Source organism: Pseudofrankia coriaricola (genome assembly GCF_001854805.1).
GTDB lineage: Bacteria > Actinomycetota > Actinomycetes > Frankiales > Frankiaceae > Pseudofrankia.
In genome coordinates this window covers 62715-78755 of sequence record NZ_MBLO01000102.1, presented here as the reverse complement: position 1 = coordinate 78755, position 16041 = coordinate 62715, and the positions used below count along the sequence as shown (strand labels likewise).

The following is a 16041-nucleotide window of genomic DNA, read 5'->3' as shown; positions in this document are numbered from 1 at the left end:
ATCCGGACCGGCGAGGCAGGGACTGGCGCGGCCCGTCCGCTGGTCCGGCGATGACGACGGCCGCGGCCGATCGCCGAGCGGCCGCCGCGGCGGACAACCGGCGCGGCGGGCCAAGCCTGCCGGTCGCGCGGGGCAGCTCGCCGACAGCGGTGTACGAGGCGGCCCTGCGGTCCGCGGACGGCCGGCTGTGGGTGAGCCACCCCGACGGGCGGCGGGACCTGTTGCCGGTGCTCGCCTGGCGTGGCGGGCTGGCTCCGGGTGACGCGTCCCTGCTGCGGCGCTGCGCCGGTCCGACCCTCGACATCGGCTGCGGCCCGGGCCGGTTGGCCGCGACCCTCGCCGCTCGCGGGGTGCCCACGCTGGGCATCGACGTGGCGGCGTTCGCGGTGCGGCTTGCCCGCCGGGCTGGCGCGACCGCGCTGCGCCGCGACGTCTTCGGCCCGCTTCCGGCGGAGGGACGCTGGTCGACGCTGGTGCTGGCCGACGGCAACATCGGTATCGGCGGCGACCCGGGCCGGCTGCTCACCCGCGCCGCCGAGCTGCTCGGCCCGGCCGGCCGGGTGCTCGTCGAGCTACAGCCCCACCCGGCGCCGCCGGGTCAGCTACTCGTCCGCCTGGAAGGGCCGGACGGGCAGATGTCGAGATCCTTCCCCTGGGCATTCGTCGGATCCGGGGAAATCCACGGCTACGCCTCGATCGCCGGGCTGAGCCTCGCGGAGACCTGGCACAGCAAGGGCCGGCACTTCGCGGCGTTGGGCTGGCCGTAGACCTCGGTGAGCTGGGTGCCTCGCGTGGTCCGCGTTCAGGACGGGTCCGGCGGGGCACCCCGCGCCCGCCGGGCCCGCATCATCCGGACGGCGATCAGGGCCGCCGCGCCGGCCCACACGGCGCCGAGCACGATCGCCAGGTTCCGCCCGTAGGGCAGCGGGTTCACCGTCGGGTTGTCCGGCGAGCCGCCGTAACCACGCCAGAGCGGGAGGGAGGCCAGGGCGACGGCCGCGCTGACCAGCAGCGCGCCCTGCACCACCGCCCGGTACGGCGCACGCACGAACCTGATGAGCAGAAGCCCCGTGGCGGCCGTCACCGGGACGATGACCAGGTCATGTACCAGGATTCCACCGATCAGCCAGCGAGCTGCCTGCGGCGGGTGGGTGGCCCGCGCCATCGTGACCAGCCCGTGGATGCCGTATCCGATCACGGCCAGGCCGGCCGCCGCGAGCACGATGCGCGAGATCGCGGCCAGCGGCGCCCTCACAGCATCACCACCCGGTGCACCCACTTGGTCTGCAGCACCCCTGGCCGGTTGGGGGCGATGAGCCGGGCCGGGTATCCGTGGTCGAGGTCGAGCTCGGCGCCGTTCAGCCCGGTGGCGAGCAGCGTCAGCGGGTCCCGGGCATGTGGCGGGTTCACCTCGCTGGTGCGGTAGCCGCCGCGCGCTTCGAGCGACTCGACCCGCACCGTCGCGTCGGGCGGGATGCCCGCGGCGTCGAGCAGGTCACGCAGCCGCGGGCCGTGCCAGGTCGCGTCGGCGGCCCATCCCTCCACGCAGGTGATCGGCAGCTTTGACGTGTGCTGACCGAAGGCCCGCAGCTCGTCGAGGCTGAGGGCGAATGGGCGAGGCCCGACGATCTCCAGCTGGTAGTTCGGGTCGCGGGCGACCGCGGCGACCCTCGCGGCGGCCGCGGTCCGGTTGACCGGCAGCCGCTGCGGACCGATGTCGGGCCGCCGCGGCGCGAGCAGGTCGAGCCGGGACAGCCCGGGCACGAACTGACCGGCGGTGGTCAGCGTGATGACTCCGGCCGCGGTGCCGACGGCGATCCCGAGGCCACGCCGGGACAGCCCGTCCCCCGGGGGTTCCGGCTCGCTTCGCCGGTCGGTGAGGTGCGCGCGGCCGGCCCGGCCCGCGCCGACGTTCGCCCGCACCACCGCGACCTTCGCGGCGACGTGCACCAGCAGCGCGCCGATTGTGATCCAGGCGACCCAGTAGTGGGTGACGGTGAAAAAGAACCGGAAGCGGTACCACTGGGCGATGTTCGCTATGCCGGTGGCAAGCTGGAAGACGGCGCCCGCGATGAGCGGCACGATTGTCAGCCGCTCCAGCGCGTGGGCGGCCGAACGCACCGGCGGCCATTCCCACAGCCTCGGGTAAACGGTCCACAGCTTCGCGAGCAGCAGGGGAACGCTTGCCAGCCCGGTGGCCACGTGCAGGCCCTGCGTCACCCGGTACAACCAGACCGGACGGGCAGGCCACACCACCCACGACGGCGGGTGCTGCATGAAATGCGAAACCAGGCCCGTCAGGAAGCACACCCCGAACGCGATCCCGAGCCATATGCCCAACAGCGCGGCGACCCGGGGATCATGTAGTCGGCTCGAGAAAGCGCCCTCACGTAGCGGGCCCTGCCGCAGGACCGCGGGTGGATGCGGAAATCGTCTGGTCAGCACGCGCACCCACGCACCGTAGGTCCCCATCGCCCGGCACAGCGGGCCACGAAGCCTTACGGAACGGAGAAACCCCGGCTCGGCATGCCCACGCCGGCCGGAATGGCTGCCACTGTCGCTGCATGCCGAGTGCCCTCACCACCGCCGAGAACCAGGGCATTCCCCCGCCCGCGGCCGGGCGGGCGGCAAGGTCGCGACCAGGGCGCCTGGGGCGCCCGCTGCGCCTGGCGGCGCTGATCGGGGCAGCCGTCGGACTCGCGGGCGTGCTCGCCACCCAGGTGGCGGTGCAGCACCAGCCAGGCTTCCTGGTCAGCGGTCCAGCCCTGCTGTACCTGACCATGCTCTGGTGGGCGCTCGGCCTGATCACGGCCGCCCTGCTCGTCCTCGCCGCTCCCCGCCGCCTGGCCGTCGCGCTGCTGCTCGCCGCCACCGTCGCGGTCCACGCGGTGGCCCTCACGCACGGGCCGCGGCTGTCCGACGATCTCTACCGCTATGCCTGGGACGGCCGGGTGCAGGCCGCCGGCATCGACCCCTACCACTACGGCCCGCTCGCCCCCGAACTCGCCGGGGTCCGGGACGGCTGGCTGTTCCCCGACTCGGCCGGGTGCACCGCCGACCATCCCCGCCCGCACTGCACCAGGCTGAACTACCCGCGGGCACACACCATCTACCCGCCGGTGGCCCAGGCCTACTTCACGGCGGTGCACTTTCTGCCCGGACCACCCCGCGAGCACAAGCTGCAGCTCTACGCCTCGCTCACCTCGCTCGCCCTGGTCGGCCTGCTCATGAAAATGCTGGCGGCGCGCGGACGAGACCCACGCCTCGCCGCCTTCTACGCCCTGACACCACTCGCCGGTCTGGACGTCGGCTCGGACGCGCACGTGGACGTTCTTGGCGCGCTCCTCGCGCTCAGCGCCATCGCCGTACTGACGTCGCCGACCGCGGCCATGTCCCCGCCCCGGGGTCGCGTGTGGCGGGCCGGCGCGCTGCTCGGGGCCGCGGTGGCGGTCAAGCTCTACCCAGTGCTGCTACTCCCGGCGATGGCGGGGCGGGGGCGTCGGACCCGGCCTGTCAGCCTCCTGTGCGCGGCCGGCGCGGTCATCGGGCTGACCTACCTCCCGCACGTACTCGCAGTGGGCACTGGCGTCCTCGGCTTCCTCCCGCAGTATCTGAACGTCGAGGGATACGACCAGGGCAGCCGGTTCCTGCTGCTCGCCGGGGCCGGTATTCACGGAACCGCCGCCAAGGCCGTCGCGGCCGGTGTGCTCGCCGCCGTCACGGCCGCGGTGCTGCGCTCCGATCCGGATCTTGTGCCGGTCGAGCGAGCCGCGTTGTGGCTCGTCGGCGCCGCCTTCCTGACAGCCACTCCCGCCCAGCCCTGGTACGGCATCCTGTTGGCCGCGCTCGCCGTCCTCGCCGGCCGGCTGGAGTGGCTCGCCGTGACCGCGGCCGCCTATCCCCTCTACATCTCCCTGTTTACCAGCCTGCCCGGTGACGCCTGGACGCTGAGGGTCGGCTCCTACGCCATCGCCGCGATCATCGTGCTCGCCGCCGCCCTCACCCGCTCCATCCGGCGGGGAGGAGCCGGGGGATCGCTCGGACGTAGACGACCATTCCGACGACTTCTACCAGAGTCTGGGTGACGACGGCGACGGCGGCGACGGCAAGGTCGTCGGGCAGCGCGAGGGCGAGCGGAAGCACGACGAGGGAGTTGCGGGTGGCCCCGGTGAACACGATGGCGCGTCCGGCGGGGACGTCGAGGCGGAACAGGCGGGCGACGGCGAACCCGGCGAACGCCATTACCAGGAGGAACAGCGCATAGAACGGCACGACCCCGGCGATATCGGCGAGGTTGTCGTCGAGCTTGGGAACCTGCGAGGCCACGACGGTGAGCAGGGTCGCGACCATGAGCGGCACCATGGTCGCTCCGGCGACGGTTACCGCTTTGCGTCCACTGTCGCGTCGCGCGGCCCAGGCCTGGACGATCCAGGCCAGTGCCAGCGGGACGACGATGAGGAAGGCGAACGCTTTGAGGAACGGGCCGGCCCGGGCGACGTCGGAGAGCGCTGAGCCGAGGAACAGCACCAGGAACAGTGGCAGCAGCAGCATTTGGACGACAAGAAGCAGCGGGGTCGCGGCGAGTAGTTGTTGGTTGCGGGCTCCGGCGAGGCCGCTGAACACGATGACGTAGTCGACGCAGGGGCAGAGCAGGACGAGCAGCACTCCCAGACGCACGGCTCGGTCGTCGGGCAGGAACGGGAACATCGCGGCGACGACGAGCGGGACCACGAGGAAGTTCACCGTGAGCGCGGCGCCGAGGAACCGTCCGGTGCGCAGCGAACGGACGAGTTCGGCGGCGGGGACCTGAAGGAACGTCACGAACAGCAGCGCGCCAAGGACTGGGGTGATCGCGTGTTCGAGGCCGGGGCCTGCGTCGGGCACCGCCCAGCCGACGACCCCGCCGGCGGCGATCGCGGCGAGATAGAACGCAACCTGGTGGCGTTCCATCGTCGCGACGACACCGTCAGACACGTACGCCTCCATTCCGGCAGCTGAGCATGTTGCCCGCCTCCGTATGCCCGAACAGCGCGAACGGCCGCGGGTTCCTCGACGTTGGAGTCCTCGCCTAAGTCCTCGCCTAGTAGGACTCGTCCAAGCCATCTGAACCGGCACCACTCCCCCCCGCCGTGTCCAGCACCGGCTTCCACACAACAGCGCCCGCAACAGTGCCGTGACCACCATCTGACATCTGTGCAACGGCGTCTGGGCGGGCACCTAAGATCTCAAGCGTGGCAGCGGTCACCGTGGGTACGGCACGCCGCCCTCGGCGACGGCCGGTACCAGCGTGGCGGGGCGGGAGGCGGACTCCGGGCCCGCGTTCGCGGGCCCGATCCAAAACCGGGGCCATCGTGGTGGCCGTGGCGGGGCTGTTCGTCATTGCCGCCCTGACCGCATGCGGCACCGTGTCGAGCCCGCTCCCGGACGCCGCTCGACCGATGAAGGCGCCGACGACGCCGGCACTGGTGGTCCCCGGACCGTCCACCGCGTCACCTGGGTGCGGGGACCTGACCGCCAGCCTGCGGCCACCGGCCGTCCTTCCGGGCCCCGGAGCGATGCCGGCCGGCTCCTATCTCGAGACGATCGCCAAGCGGGGATACCTGACGGTCGGGGTGCGACCGGACACACCGCCGTTCGACTCGCTCACTCCCGACACAAACCAGTTCGAGGGCTTCGAGATCGACATCGCGAAGCTGGTCGCGGCGGCCATCTTCGGCCCCGTGGACGTGGACAAGCACGTGAAGTTCCACACCCTGACCGCGGCCGAGCGGATCTCCTCGGTGCGGAGCGGAAAGCTCGATATGACCACGGCGACGATCACCGTCACCTGCGACCGGCTGACTCAGGTGGACTTCTCGTCCGTCTACTACCTCACCTCCAAAGCGGTCCTCGTCCAGCGCGGCTCGGGTTTCCGCGGGCTGGAGGACCTCGGCGGCCGCCGGGTCTGCGCGGCCAGCGGCACCACGTCGATCCAGCGGGTCGTCGACGCGCCGTCACATCCCGTCGCGGTGCCGGTCGCCAACGTCGCCGCATGCCTGGTGGCGTTGCAGAACGGCTCCGTCGACGCCGTGGTGAACGACGAGATCGTGCTGGCCGGAATGGCCGCGCAGGACCCGGAGACCGAAATCGTCGGACAGGGACCCGATGACGTGCCGGTGGCCGCCGCCGTAAGCAAGGCCCACCCGGAGCTCACCCGGTTCATCAACGGCGTGCTCGCGGCGGCCGCGAGCGACGGCACGTGGACCAGGATCTACAACCAGCGCCTGCTGAAGGACCTGCATCGCCCGGCGCCTGTGCCGCCGGCCGCCCGCTACCGGGACTGACCGATAGTGGGCGACGCCCTGGCCTAGCGGTCCAGCGGCCTGACCGCGGCGGTCGTCAGCCCGGCACCCCGATCCAGCTGCTCTCCGGCACGGCACTCGGCCTTGCCAGCGCGGCACTCCCAGCCAGATCGGGGCTCTCAGGCATCGCGGGCGTGTCGAGAGGTATGCTTGATTACATGATTACAGAGGAAGTACGTGGCTGGTTCACAGGCCGTCTGCCGGCGGGCCTGTTCCAGGAGCTGGTGGAGGTGACGGTCGATCGCGAGGAGGTCACCGTGATCGGCCGGATCGAGGAGCCGGAGCTCGCCGAGGGCGTCTCCGATACGGAACGGGACGCAGCCGGCGAGGGCCGCGTCGCGGAGTTCCGGGAGCGCACCCGCGAGGATCGGATGGAGGTGGCCCGAGAGGCCGAAACAAAGTTCGGGCGGAAGGTGTCCTGGGGCGTGGAGTGCGGCGGCACCCGCACGCTCTACAGCAACGTCTCCGCGCCGGTGATGACCAGGCTGCGTCAGCCCGAACGGCAGGTGCTCGACCTGCTCGTCGAGGGTGGCGTGGCACGAAGCCGCAGCGACGCCCTGCTCTGGTGCGTTCGACTGGTACAACGCCACACCGGGGACTGGCTGGACGAGCTGAAGGAATCACTGGTGCACGTCCAACGGGTGCGCGGCCGTGGTCCCGACGCCGGAACCGACGAACAGGAATAGCCACGGATGCCGCCCGGCAACAGGCAGGCGTGCCTGGAGGTGCCGCGCTTTTGACCCTCAGAAGTCCGGACGAACTGTTCATCCGGGAAGCAGGTTGGCCGTCTCAGCTCTGGGGACGTTTTCCCTGTGCCGTATGGGTTTGTGGGCGCGGCAGGGATCGAACCTGCGGCCGCTCGCTTGTAAGACGTTTGATCCTCTACCCATGTGCCGACCTGGGAAGACGCAGGTCACGCCCGACCGGACCAGCGACAGTTGAGCGCTGTCTATGAAATCTTGTCCGGATCGACGTGTCTTGCGCCTGGCCGTGTCCCGCGCAAGCGGAGCGCTGGTGCTCAGCGGTGGTAGATGTCGCGGCGGTGGTCGATGTCGACGACGGTCACAACCATGGCCTTGTCGTCAATCCGGTAGATGATCCGATAGGTGCCGCGCCGCGCGCCGTAACGGTCATCGAGTGGTGGCAACAGCCGCTTCCCGAGCCGGTAGGGCGCCTCCAGCAGAGGCCCGGTGATGAACTCGTACACGGCCGACGCGACCGCTTCCGGGAGCGTCTCGCCGAGCGCGCGGCGGACCGTCGGCGTGGTCCGTAGCCGGTAGGGCCCGGCCGGGCCGGTCACGCCGTGGCGGCGCGCCGGCGGCGCATCGTATCGGCCAGCTCCTCCGCCGTGACCTCTTCGCCGCGGGCAAGCTCGGCGTCGGACTCGGCGAGGCGGCGCATCGTCGCCGGGTCGCTCAGGATCTCGAGCGTCTGCTCAAGCTGTTCGAGGTCCTCCAGCGCGACCAGGACGGCGGCCGGCCGGCCGTGCACGGTCACGGTCACCCGCTCGTGATGGTCGTGCACGCGGCCCACCAGCTCGGACAGGTGGGACTTCACCTCGCCCAACGGCAACACAGTCATGACCAGAAGTATGACCAAAATAGTTCGGGGTGTCGACCACGCCCCGGGTGGCGGTCAGGTAGCCGGTCCGTCGCGCCCCTCGGGTGGCGGTTCTTCAGCGGGCGCACCTACTCGCCATCGTGGGCGGCCGGTGCGCCCTAATCGTCATCGGCTGCCTGCTCTGGTCGGTGCTCGGCGATCCACGTCTCTACGGCCCCGATCTCCCAGAAGCGAGTCATGCCGTGGCGGAACCGTGGCGACGGGAAGTCGGGCGGTTGACTCACCCATGTACCCGTTTCGCCGGACAGTAACGGATCATGAGAACCGCTGCGCCGTAAGGGTGTGTGGGCGTGGCAGGGATCGAACCTGCGGCCGCTCGCTTGTAAGGCGAGTGCTCTCCCGCTGAGCTACACGCCCGGGAGTTCCGCCAGAGTACGCAAGGACGTACCCGGAGGGGGCTGCCTGCACTGTGATCTTATCGGTCGCCGGCCTCCCGGGGACGGCGGTCGGCCGTGGCGGTCTGGCCGGGCCCGCGGCCGAACACCCGTGCCAGCGCGGCCTCGACGTCCGCCGCGAGGTCGGACCCGGCCGGTGGGCTCGGCTCGATGCCCCCAAGCTGCCCATCGCCCACCTGGTCCGGCTCGGGTTCGCCGGCCGGCGACGGGATCGCGCCGGCGGGCAGGCCAAGCACCGGCGCACCCGCCGCACCTGACACACCCGCCATGCCGGCCGCACCCACCGTGCCGGTCATACCCGGCGTGCCCGCCGTGCCGGTTCCCGCTCCGTCCCGAACCGCCCCGTTCGAGGAATTCGAGGGAGCTGCGCCCGGACGCGCCGCGCCCGTCGGGCCGGCAGCTGGGCGGGCCGGGTCGGCTCGGATGCCGCAGTCTCGGCAGACGACCAGGCCGAGGGCCTTGGTCAGGCGCGTCGAGCCGCACGCGGCGCAGTTGTCGAACGCCTGACGCCAGTTGGGCTCGCGCTGGCAGTCCGGGCAGATGAGAACCTGATCACCGCCGATGACCGCCCGGCTCCACGGGCTTGCCCCGCGGGCCGGGTCGGTCTGGCGGATGTGACAGCGATAACACGGCACGACGATCCACCCCGCCCGGGTACCGTTCGCCGCCTGTCTGCTTCGGGGTCCTACAGGGCAGCCAGCGCCTTGAGGTACTCGGCCTGGTCGCGGGCGTCGGGGATGGCGTTGACGACCTTCCAGCGCACGACGCCCTCCTTGTCGATGACGAAGGTGCCGCGCACGGCGATGCCCTTCTCCTCATCGAAGATGCCGTAGGACTTGGCGACCGCGCCGTGCGGCCAGAAGTCGGCGAGCAGCGGGAACTCGTAGCCCTGCTCGTTGGCCCACACCTTGTGCGCGAACGCCGAGTCGACCGAGACGGCGAGGACCTGCACGTCGTCGTTCTGGAACGAGCCCAGGTCGTCGCGGACGGAGCACAGCTCGCCCTGGCAGACACCGGTGAACGTAAGCGGGTAGAAGATCAGGACGACGTTGCGCCGCCCCCGGAAGTCGGACAGGGTCACGACCTCGTTGTTCTGGTCCTTGAGCGAGAAGTCGGGGGCGACGGCGCCGACATCGACGGTCACGTGATCATCCTCCGGTCATGGCCTGTGCGCGGACGCGCGTGCTGACCCAAGCATGCCATCGCGCCGGGACCGACTCATCGCACCGCTGCCGCCCCTCGGGCACGCTTGAGCCGCGTGGCGGATCCCATCGGCTACGGTCCCCCGCACGGCCGACGGACTCGTGCCGACGACAACGTGACGACGCGAGGACGCGCGCCGTGGCGGGAGACGCGGCGTTCCGCCGTGAGCGTCCAATTGCGGTCAGATGGCCCCATCGGCGCTACTCTGAGCGCGGCCGGCGGCCGGCCGGCCGCGCGGAGGGACGGGATCCAGTGACGAACCCAAGTGCGACACCACAGTGGGCGCCACCTCATCGGCCGGGGCCGGACGCGTCGGCGGGGGCCGGTTGGGGGGTGCTGGGCAAACACCGTAACCCAGTCGCCGTCTGGCTGGGCCTTCCTTTGATCACGCTGGGGATCTACGGCCTGGTCTGGATCTACAAGACGAACCGCGAGCTGAGCCAGTACGACCGTCGGATCACCGCCAACCCGGTCATGTCGGTTCTGGCGTGCACGCTCGGCGTGATCCTGCTCGTACCGCCGTTCGTGGCCGTGTGGCGGCTGTGCGGGCGGACGGCGCAGGCACAGCGCGCGGCCGGCGTGCCCGAGGTGAGCACCGGTCTCGCGTTCCTGCTGTTCCTGATCGGCTTCGGCCCGCTGTTCCTCCAACTGGAGATCAACAAGATCTGGTCCCGCTACCCCGCGGCCGTGGAGGGCCAGCAGGTCCCCCTCGGGGCCTGACCGCCGCCAGCACGCTTCCGCGGGCGGCTCCGTGCCGCGGCTCGCCGGCCAGCCTGCCGGGCGGCGACAGGCGGCTCATCGCGGCAGGCCGCCGAAGCCCCGTCAGACCCGTCAGACCGTGCGGGGTCGGCAAGAACGAGCCATCCCCGCGGCACGCGCGGGGAACACCGCCGGCCCGACCGGCAGACCGGCCCCGGGCGGCGCGGCTATATCACCTTGGGCAAGCGAGCGCCATAGCCCCGGGATGCCAGGTGTGCAGACGCGTCAGCGCCACCTTGGTGGTGGCCGTGCCCGTCGCGCCAGCACCTGGTTGCGACGCGGATGGCCGCGGGGCGCGGACGAGATCCGCCCACACCCCGCGCCCGCGACACAGTGCCTTCGCGCCGCCGTGAAGCCAGCCGCCGTGGAGCTATCGGTGCCGGACGCGTTGGGACTTGGGGGCGGCGAGGCGCATGCCGGCCCATTCCTGGGCGACGTTGACCGTGCTCGTCTGCACGAGGCCGGCGGTCGGCACCGCGTCGAGAATGTCGCTCGGTTCGACGTGGCCAGGACGCCCGGACTTCGGGGTCACCAGCCAGATGATCCCCTGGTCGGAGAGCTGACGCCGGGCATCGATGAGCGCGTTGGCAAGATCACCGTCATCGTCCCGCCACCACAGCAGCACGATGTCGACGACGTCGTCGGAGTCCTCCGGCACAAGCTCGGTACCACTGGCGGCGACGACAGCCTCCAGTAGGTCGCCGGCGATGTCGTCGTCCTCGTTGATGGACTGCACCATGGTTCCGGCGACGACCCCCAGACGCTCCGCACGTCGCTGACCCTCGGCGTTCGCCGCGGTCGGACTCACCCTCCGCTACCTCCTGCTCGTATGCCTGACGGGCGAGCGTAAACCCGCGCGTCCCGGTCGGACAAACTCACGGCCATGCCGGCCGCGAGCCCCGCCGTGACCTAAGTCCACCGGACCATGCGGTGACAACGCAAGTGCCACGCCGCTGGTTGTGGACAACCGGGTGTATGCCGTCCGTTCTATGGCACCTCAACCGGACGAACCCGACCAGGGCACGGCGTCTTGACTCGGCGTAAAGGGAGCGCCACCGGCTGCCCGTCACGTTCGTTCCCGAGCCAAGAGCAGCGTCCCATTCCCGCCGCGCCTGCGGGACGCCGGTGCCCAGCGCGGGCGCTCCCATCGGCGCACCCCCCGACACGCGGCTGGCGCGGACACACGAATGATGCCGACGCCGAGACACGCCGCCGCCCCGCCGACCGGCGATGCGCGCCCTCCCGCCCGAGCGGCGGCCGCGACGTCGTTCTGGCGAGCAATGTGTGTCACCCGGCCACCGATGGTGACGGCGCATCGGCGCAGCGCCCGGGGTCCCTGCCGGATCGGCGGACGGGGTCCCTGCCGGATCGGCGAAGCCGATCTGGGAGGTCGTGATCTGGGAGGTCTGCCAACCACGTCGTCAGCCCGAATCCAGCCCCACCGCGTCATTTGCCAGGACCCGGAACCACACGGGGAGGGCGCGGAGCGTCCGGCACCGGGAGCGCCTCAGCCGGAGAGAAAGGAGAAGCGGACGGTCCGGTCGGGGTTGTCCACGTTCAGATCGACCAGGGCGATCGACTGCCAGGTCCCAAGGGCGAGGCGGCCACCGAGCACCGGCACGGTCAGCGACGGCGGGATGAACGCGGGCATGACGTGCGAGCGCCCGTGCCCCACGCTGCCGTGCGCGTGCCGCCAGCGGCCGTCGACGGGCAGCAGGTCGGCAAGGGTGGCGAGCAGGTCCTCGTCGCTGCCGGACCCGAACTCGAGGATCGCGACACCCGCCGTGGCGTGCGGCACGAAGACCGACAGCAGCCCGTCCCCGCGGCCGGCGACGAACCGGCCCGCCTCCCCCGTCAGGTCGTGGACCCGGTCGCCGCGCCCGGTCCGCACCGAGATCGTGGTCGTCTCCATGCCGCGCATCATCGCCGCTCTGCCCTCGCGACCGAACAGCGAAACCCAACACAGAAGGTGACGGCGCACCAGCGCTGCGCCAAGCTAGCCACGTCCCCGACCCGGCACCACACCAGCCACGGCCATACGCCTCTACCCGACACCACCCATGAGGGCGCTCAGCGGCCGAGAGGCGGGCGCAGCGGCGGGGCGCGGAGCGTCCCGGCCGCGCGCACGCCGCATCGGGTCGAGGCCGGTGGGCGCCGGCACGCCAGGGCATACGGTGGTGCGTGGCGGGCGTTGATTTCGCTGCACAGTTTCGTTGACGTTCGTCACAGTCGACGCGGCGGAACTCGGCGTTAACCGGGGTGTGCGTGACGTCCCTGACGGGACGGAGCACCATGGCGTCAGCATGTCCGCCCGGGCACGACCTGCCTGGGATGGCCATCACCCGAGGGCTAGGAGCAGAGGAAAGTGGCACAGGACAGTAACCGGAAGTTCTCGGTCATCACCGACGGACTGCCAAGCCAGCTGCCCGACGTCGATCCGTCGGAAACCAGCGAATGGCTCGAGTCCCTCGACGCCGTCATAGCCGAGCAGGGACGGGGACGTGCCCGTTTCCTCATGCTCAAACTCCTAGAACGAGCCCGCGCCAACGCGGTGGGCGTACCGTCCCTGACCAGCACGGACTTCATCAACACCATCTCCCCCGAGCAGGAGCCCTGGTTCCCGGGCGACGAGCATGTGGAACGGCGCATCCGTGCCTACATCCGGTGGAACGCCGCCATCATGGTCAGCCGGGCCAACCGGCCGGAGTACAACGTCGGCGGTCATATCGCCACATACGCGTCGAGCGCGAGCCTCTACGAGGTCGGGTTCAACCATTTCTTCGCCGGTAAAGATCATCTGACCAGCTCGCCCGGCAGCTCCTCCGGCGACCAGATCTTCTTTCAGGGGCACGCCTCCCCCGGTATCTACGCGCGCGCATTCCTCGAGGGCCGGCTCACCGAGGCGCAGCTGGACGCGTTCCGCCGCGAGGGCGTTCCCGGCGGCCTTTCCTCGTACCCGCACCCGCGGCTCATGCCCGCCTTCTGGGAGTTCCCGACCGTCTCGATGGGCCTCGGCCCGATCGACGCGATCTACCAGGCCCGGTTCAACCGCTACCTGCTGAACCGACAGATCAAGGACACGTCGGGCAGCCGGGTGTGGGCATTCCTGGGCGACGGCGAGATGGACGAGCCGGAGTCGATCGGCGCGCTCGGCGTCGCCGCCCGCGAGGAGCTCGACAACCTGATCTTCGTCGTGAACTGCAACCTGCAGCGCCTCGACGGGCCGGTGCGCGGCAACGGCAAGATCATGCAGGAGCTGGAGGCGCTGTTCCGGGGCGCCGGCTGGAACGTCATCAAGGTGGTCTGGGGCCGCGACTGGGACCCGCTGCTGGCCAAGGACACCGACGGCGCGCTCGTGAACAGGATGAACACGACGCCGGACGGCCAGTTCCAGACGTACTCGACCTCGGCCGGCTCCTACATCCGGGAGCACTTCTTCGGCTCGGACGCGCGGCTTCGCCGGATGGTCGCGGATCTTTCCGACGACGACCTGCGCAAGCTCTCCCGCGGCGGCCACGACTACCGGAAGCTCTACGCCGCCTACAAGGCCGCCACCGAGCACGCGGGCCAGCCGACGGTCATCCTGGCGCACACCATCAAGGGCTGGACGCTGGGCAAGGACTTCGAGGGCCGTAACGCGACCCACCAGATGAAGAAGCTCACCAAGGCGGAGCTCAAGGAACTGCGCGACCGGCTCTACCTGGAGATCCCGGACTCGGCGCTGGAGGCGGACCTGCCGCCGTACTACCACCCGGGCCCGGACTCCGAGGAGATCCAGTACATGAAGGAGCGCCGGGCCACGCTCGGCGGCTCGGTGCCGCGCCGGGCGGTGCGGGCCAAGCCGCTGCCGCAGCCGCCGGCATCGATGTTCGACATTCTGCGCAAGGGCTCGGGCAAACAGCCGGTCGCGACGACGATGGCGTTCGTCCGGCTACTGAAGGACCTCATGAAGTCCAAGGAGATGGGCGCCCGGTTCGTGCCCGTCATCCCGGACGAGGCCCGCACCTTCGGCATGGACGCGATGTTCCCGACGGCGAAGATCTACTCGCCGCACGGCCAGAAGTACGAGTCCGTCGACCGGGACCTGCTCCTGTCCTACCAGGAGTCCGAGTCCGGCCAGATGCTGCACGAGGGCATCAGCGAGGCGGGCTCCATGGGCTCCGTGATCGCCGCCGGAACGGCATACGCGACGCACGCGCAGCACATGATCCCGGTCTACGTCTTCTACTCGATGTTCGGCTTCCAGCGGACCGGCGACCAGATGTGGGCGTTCGGCGACCAGCTCGGCCGCGGCTTCCTGCTCGGCGCCACCGCCGGGCGCACGACGCTCAACGGTGAGGGCCTGCAGCACCAGGACGGCCACTCGCTGCTGCTCGCGTCGACGAACCCGGCCTGCGTCGCCTACGACCCGGCGTTCGGCTTCGAGATCGCGCACATCACCCGGGACGCGCTGGACCGGATGTACGGCGAGCGCGACGAGAACGTCTTCTACTACCTGTCGGTCTACAACGAGCCGTACCCGCAGCCGGCCGAGCCGGCCGGGATCGACCCGGCGCAGGTGATCGCGGGTATGTACCGGTTCCGGGCCGCCGAGGAGCTCCCGCTCCCGTCCCCGGCCGCACCGCCCCCGGCCACCCAGGGCGGCGACGGGGCGACGGCGCCCCGGGCGCAGGTGCTCGCCAGCGGTGTGGCGATGCGCTGGGCGCTGACGGCCCAGGAGATGCTCGCCGCCGACTACGGCGTGGCCGCCGACGTGTGGTCGGTGACCTCGTGGAACGAGCTGCGCCGCGACGCGCTGCAGTCGGAGCGCGCGAACCTGCTCAACCCGGAGCAGCCGGAGAGCGTGCCGTTCGTCGCCCGGATGCTGGCCGGCGCGCCCGGCCCGGTGGTCGCGGTGAGCGACTGGATGCGGGCGGTGCCGGACCAGATCGCCCGCTGGGTGCCGCAGCCCTACACCTCGCTGGGTACGGACGGCTTCGGCCGTTCGGACACCCGCGCGGCGCTGCGCCGGCACTTCAACGTCGATGCCGAGTCGGTCGTGGTGGCGACGCTGGAGTCGCTGGTGCGCACCGGTGAGATCAAGGCGAGCGTCGTCGAGGAGGCGATCGCCCGCTACGACCTGCGCAGTTCCTCCACCATCGCCGGCACCCCGGCCGGCGAGGCCGACGAGCGCCCCATCTCCGGCTGACGCGGGAGTCGCGACGCCCGGCCCGGGCCGGCTGGCGGCGACGCGCGCGCCCCAGCCGGCTCGGGCCACCCCGGCGCACCGGTATCCCAGACACCCCGGTGTCCCGGAACCCCGGTATCCCGGGCACCACGGGCACCACGGGCGACACTCGGTGATGGACCCGCCGTGCGCCCGCGGCCCACGGTGGCCAGGGCGGCATAGATCGTCACCATGGCCGGAAGCCCTGCCCACGAAGGGTCCCTGGACATACGCCGACAGTATTCATTACCAGTGCCACTGGTCGACTCCAACCCACCCCCGTCGGCATTGGCTACTATGAGTATCCGTCGGGCAGTGGGACGCCCTAGTTCATCCGCTCCGGTAGGCCTGGATGGTCCAGAGACGAGGCAGTCCGCCTGTTTGGGTGCGATGACATCGACGCGGCACTACGCTGACGGGTCTGACGCTCAGTGTTCACTGGCCGCGCAGCCCCTGGTCGCACTGGGAAACTCAGCCCAGTGCCCGCCCTGGGGTGAGAACGCCCGGCGGACACTGG

15 protein-coding genes and 1 tRNA gene are annotated in these 16041 nt (G+C 70.9%); 6 read left to right on the top strand and 10 right to left on the bottom strand.

The genetic code is table 11. The features are described from left to right. Nucleotides 1–767: class I SAM-dependent methyltransferase (locus tag BCD48_RS16045; protein ID WP_206745012.1), on the top strand; the 767-nt coding region annotated here is incomplete at its 5' end. A 35-nt stretch (nt 768–802) separates the two neighbouring features. Here BCD48_RS16045 and BCD48_RS16040 read toward each other — a convergent pair. Beyond that, nucleotides 803–1255, bottom strand: a complete 453-nt coding sequence (locus tag BCD48_RS16040; protein ID WP_083418712.1) for a hypothetical protein — start codon at nt 1253–1255, stop codon at nt 803–805. Continuing rightward, nucleotides 1252–2451 (bottom strand): molybdopterin-dependent oxidoreductase, encoded by a 1200-nt coding sequence (locus tag BCD48_RS16035; protein WP_083418723.1) that lies wholly within the window; start codon nt 2449–2451, stop codon nt 1252–1254. Before BCD48_RS16035 ends, BCD48_RS16040 begins: the two co-directional genes overlap by 4 nt. A gap of 113 nt (nt 2452–2564) precedes the next feature. On the opposite strand from BCD48_RS16035, the gene BCD48_RS16030 reads away from it, so the two are divergent. After that, nucleotides 2565–4085, top strand: a complete 1521-nt coding sequence (locus tag BCD48_RS16030; RefSeq protein WP_071049200.1) for a DUF2029 domain-containing protein — start codon at nt 2565–2567, stop codon at nt 4083–4085. Here the strand turns inward: BCD48_RS16030 and BCD48_RS16025 are convergent. Continuing rightward, nucleotides 4000–4974: an arsenic resistance protein gene (locus tag BCD48_RS16025; RefSeq protein ID WP_241841767.1), complete on the bottom strand. Its 975-nt coding sequence runs from the start codon at nt 4972–4974 to the stop codon at nt 4000–4002. The two genes, BCD48_RS16030 and BCD48_RS16025, sit on opposite strands and share 86 nt — an antisense overlap. 386 nt (nt 4975–5360) lie before the next feature. Between BCD48_RS16025 and BCD48_RS16020 the strand changes: the two genes are divergently transcribed. Together BCD48_RS16020 and abmR are read left to right on the top strand one after the other, a co-directional pair. Beyond that, a complete protein-coding gene (locus BCD48_RS16020; RefSeq protein WP_241841766.1) occupies nt 5361–6323 on the top strand; it encodes a transporter substrate-binding domain-containing protein in 963 nt (320 codons plus the stop codon). A gap of 176 nt (nt 6324–6499) precedes the next feature. Continuing rightward, nucleotides 6500–7027, top strand: a complete 528-nt coding sequence (gene abmR / locus BCD48_RS16015) for an ATP-binding transcription factor AbmR (RefSeq protein ID WP_071049198.1) — start codon at nt 6500–6502, stop codon at nt 7025–7027. A 332-nt stretch (nt 7028–7359) separates the two neighbouring features. Here abmR and BCD48_RS16010 read toward each other — a convergent pair whose 3' ends face one another. The 5 genes from BCD48_RS16010 to BCD48_RS15990 all read right to left on the bottom strand — a co-directional run bounded on the left by BCD48_RS16010 (nt 7360) and on the right by BCD48_RS15990 (nt 9500). Further along, a complete protein-coding gene (locus tag BCD48_RS16010; protein WP_071049197.1) occupies nt 7360–7641 on the bottom strand; it encodes a type II toxin-antitoxin system RelE family toxin in 282 nt (93 codons plus the stop codon). Next, nucleotides 7638–7922, bottom strand: coding sequence for a type II toxin-antitoxin system Phd/YefM family antitoxin (locus BCD48_RS16005; RefSeq protein ID WP_071049196.1), 285 nt, complete (start codon nt 7920–7922; stop codon nt 7638–7640). The genes BCD48_RS16010 and BCD48_RS16005 overlap by 4 nt, the downstream gene beginning before the upstream one ends. 324 nt (nt 7923–8246) lie before the next feature. After that, nucleotides 8247–8318 (bottom strand) — tRNA-Val (locus tag BCD48_RS16000). 58 nt (nt 8319–8376) lie between these two features. Continuing rightward, nucleotides 8377–8991 (bottom strand): hypothetical protein, encoded by a 615-nt coding sequence (locus tag BCD48_RS52250; protein WP_198543263.1) that lies wholly within the window; start codon nt 8989–8991, stop codon nt 8377–8379. Nucleotides 8992–9041: 50 nt separating this feature from the next. Then, on the bottom strand, nt 9042–9500 hold the full coding sequence (locus BCD48_RS15990) for a peroxiredoxin (protein WP_071049195.1): 459 nt from the start codon (nt 9498–9500) through the stop codon (nt 9042–9044). Nucleotides 9501–9892: 392 nt separating this feature from the next. On the opposite strand from BCD48_RS15990, the gene BCD48_RS15985 reads away from it, so the two are divergent. Further along, nucleotides 9893–10279: a DUF4234 domain-containing protein gene (locus BCD48_RS15985; RefSeq protein WP_083418710.1), complete on the top strand. Its 387-nt coding sequence runs from the start codon at nt 9893–9895 to the stop codon at nt 10277–10279. A gap of 409 nt (nt 10280–10688) precedes the next feature. Here the strand turns inward: BCD48_RS15985 and BCD48_RS15980 are convergent, their stop codons facing one another. Further along, nucleotides 10689–11126, bottom strand: coding sequence for a DUF3052 domain-containing protein (locus BCD48_RS15980; protein WP_071049193.1), 438 nt, complete (start codon nt 11124–11126; stop codon nt 10689–10691). Between the two features lie 699 nt (nt 11127–11825). Then, nucleotides 11826–12230 (bottom strand): secondary thiamine-phosphate synthase enzyme YjbQ, encoded by a 405-nt coding sequence (locus BCD48_RS15975; RefSeq protein WP_071049192.1) that lies wholly within the window; start codon nt 12228–12230, stop codon nt 11826–11828. Nucleotides 12231–12683: 453 nt separating this feature from the next. On the opposite strand from BCD48_RS15975, the gene aceE reads away from it, so the two are divergent. Continuing rightward, nucleotides 12684–15506: a pyruvate dehydrogenase (acetyl-transferring), homodimeric type gene (gene aceE, locus BCD48_RS15970; RefSeq protein ID WP_071049191.1), complete on the top strand. Its 2823-nt coding sequence runs from the start codon at nt 12684–12686 to the stop codon at nt 15504–15506. Nucleotides 15507–16041 lie beyond the last annotated feature (535 nt).

What these genes read in the sequence shown, in the direction of transcription:
- BCD48_RS16030 (WP_071049200.1), top strand. Translation starts at nt 2,565, where the DNA reads ATGCCGAGTGCCCTCACCACCGCCGAGAACCAGGGCATTCCCCCGCCC.
- abmR (WP_071049198.1), top strand. Translation starts at nt 6,500, where the DNA reads ATGATTACAGAGGAAGTACGTGGCTGGTTCACAGGCCGTCTGCCGGCG.
- BCD48_RS16005 (WP_071049196.1), bottom strand. Translation starts at nt 7,922, where the DNA reads ATGACTGTGTTGCCGTTGGGCGAGGTGAAGTCCCACCTGTCCGAGCTG.
- BCD48_RS15975 (WP_071049192.1), bottom strand. Translation starts at nt 12,230, where the DNA reads ATGGAGACGACCACGATCTCGGTGCGGACCGGGCGCGGCGACCGGGTC.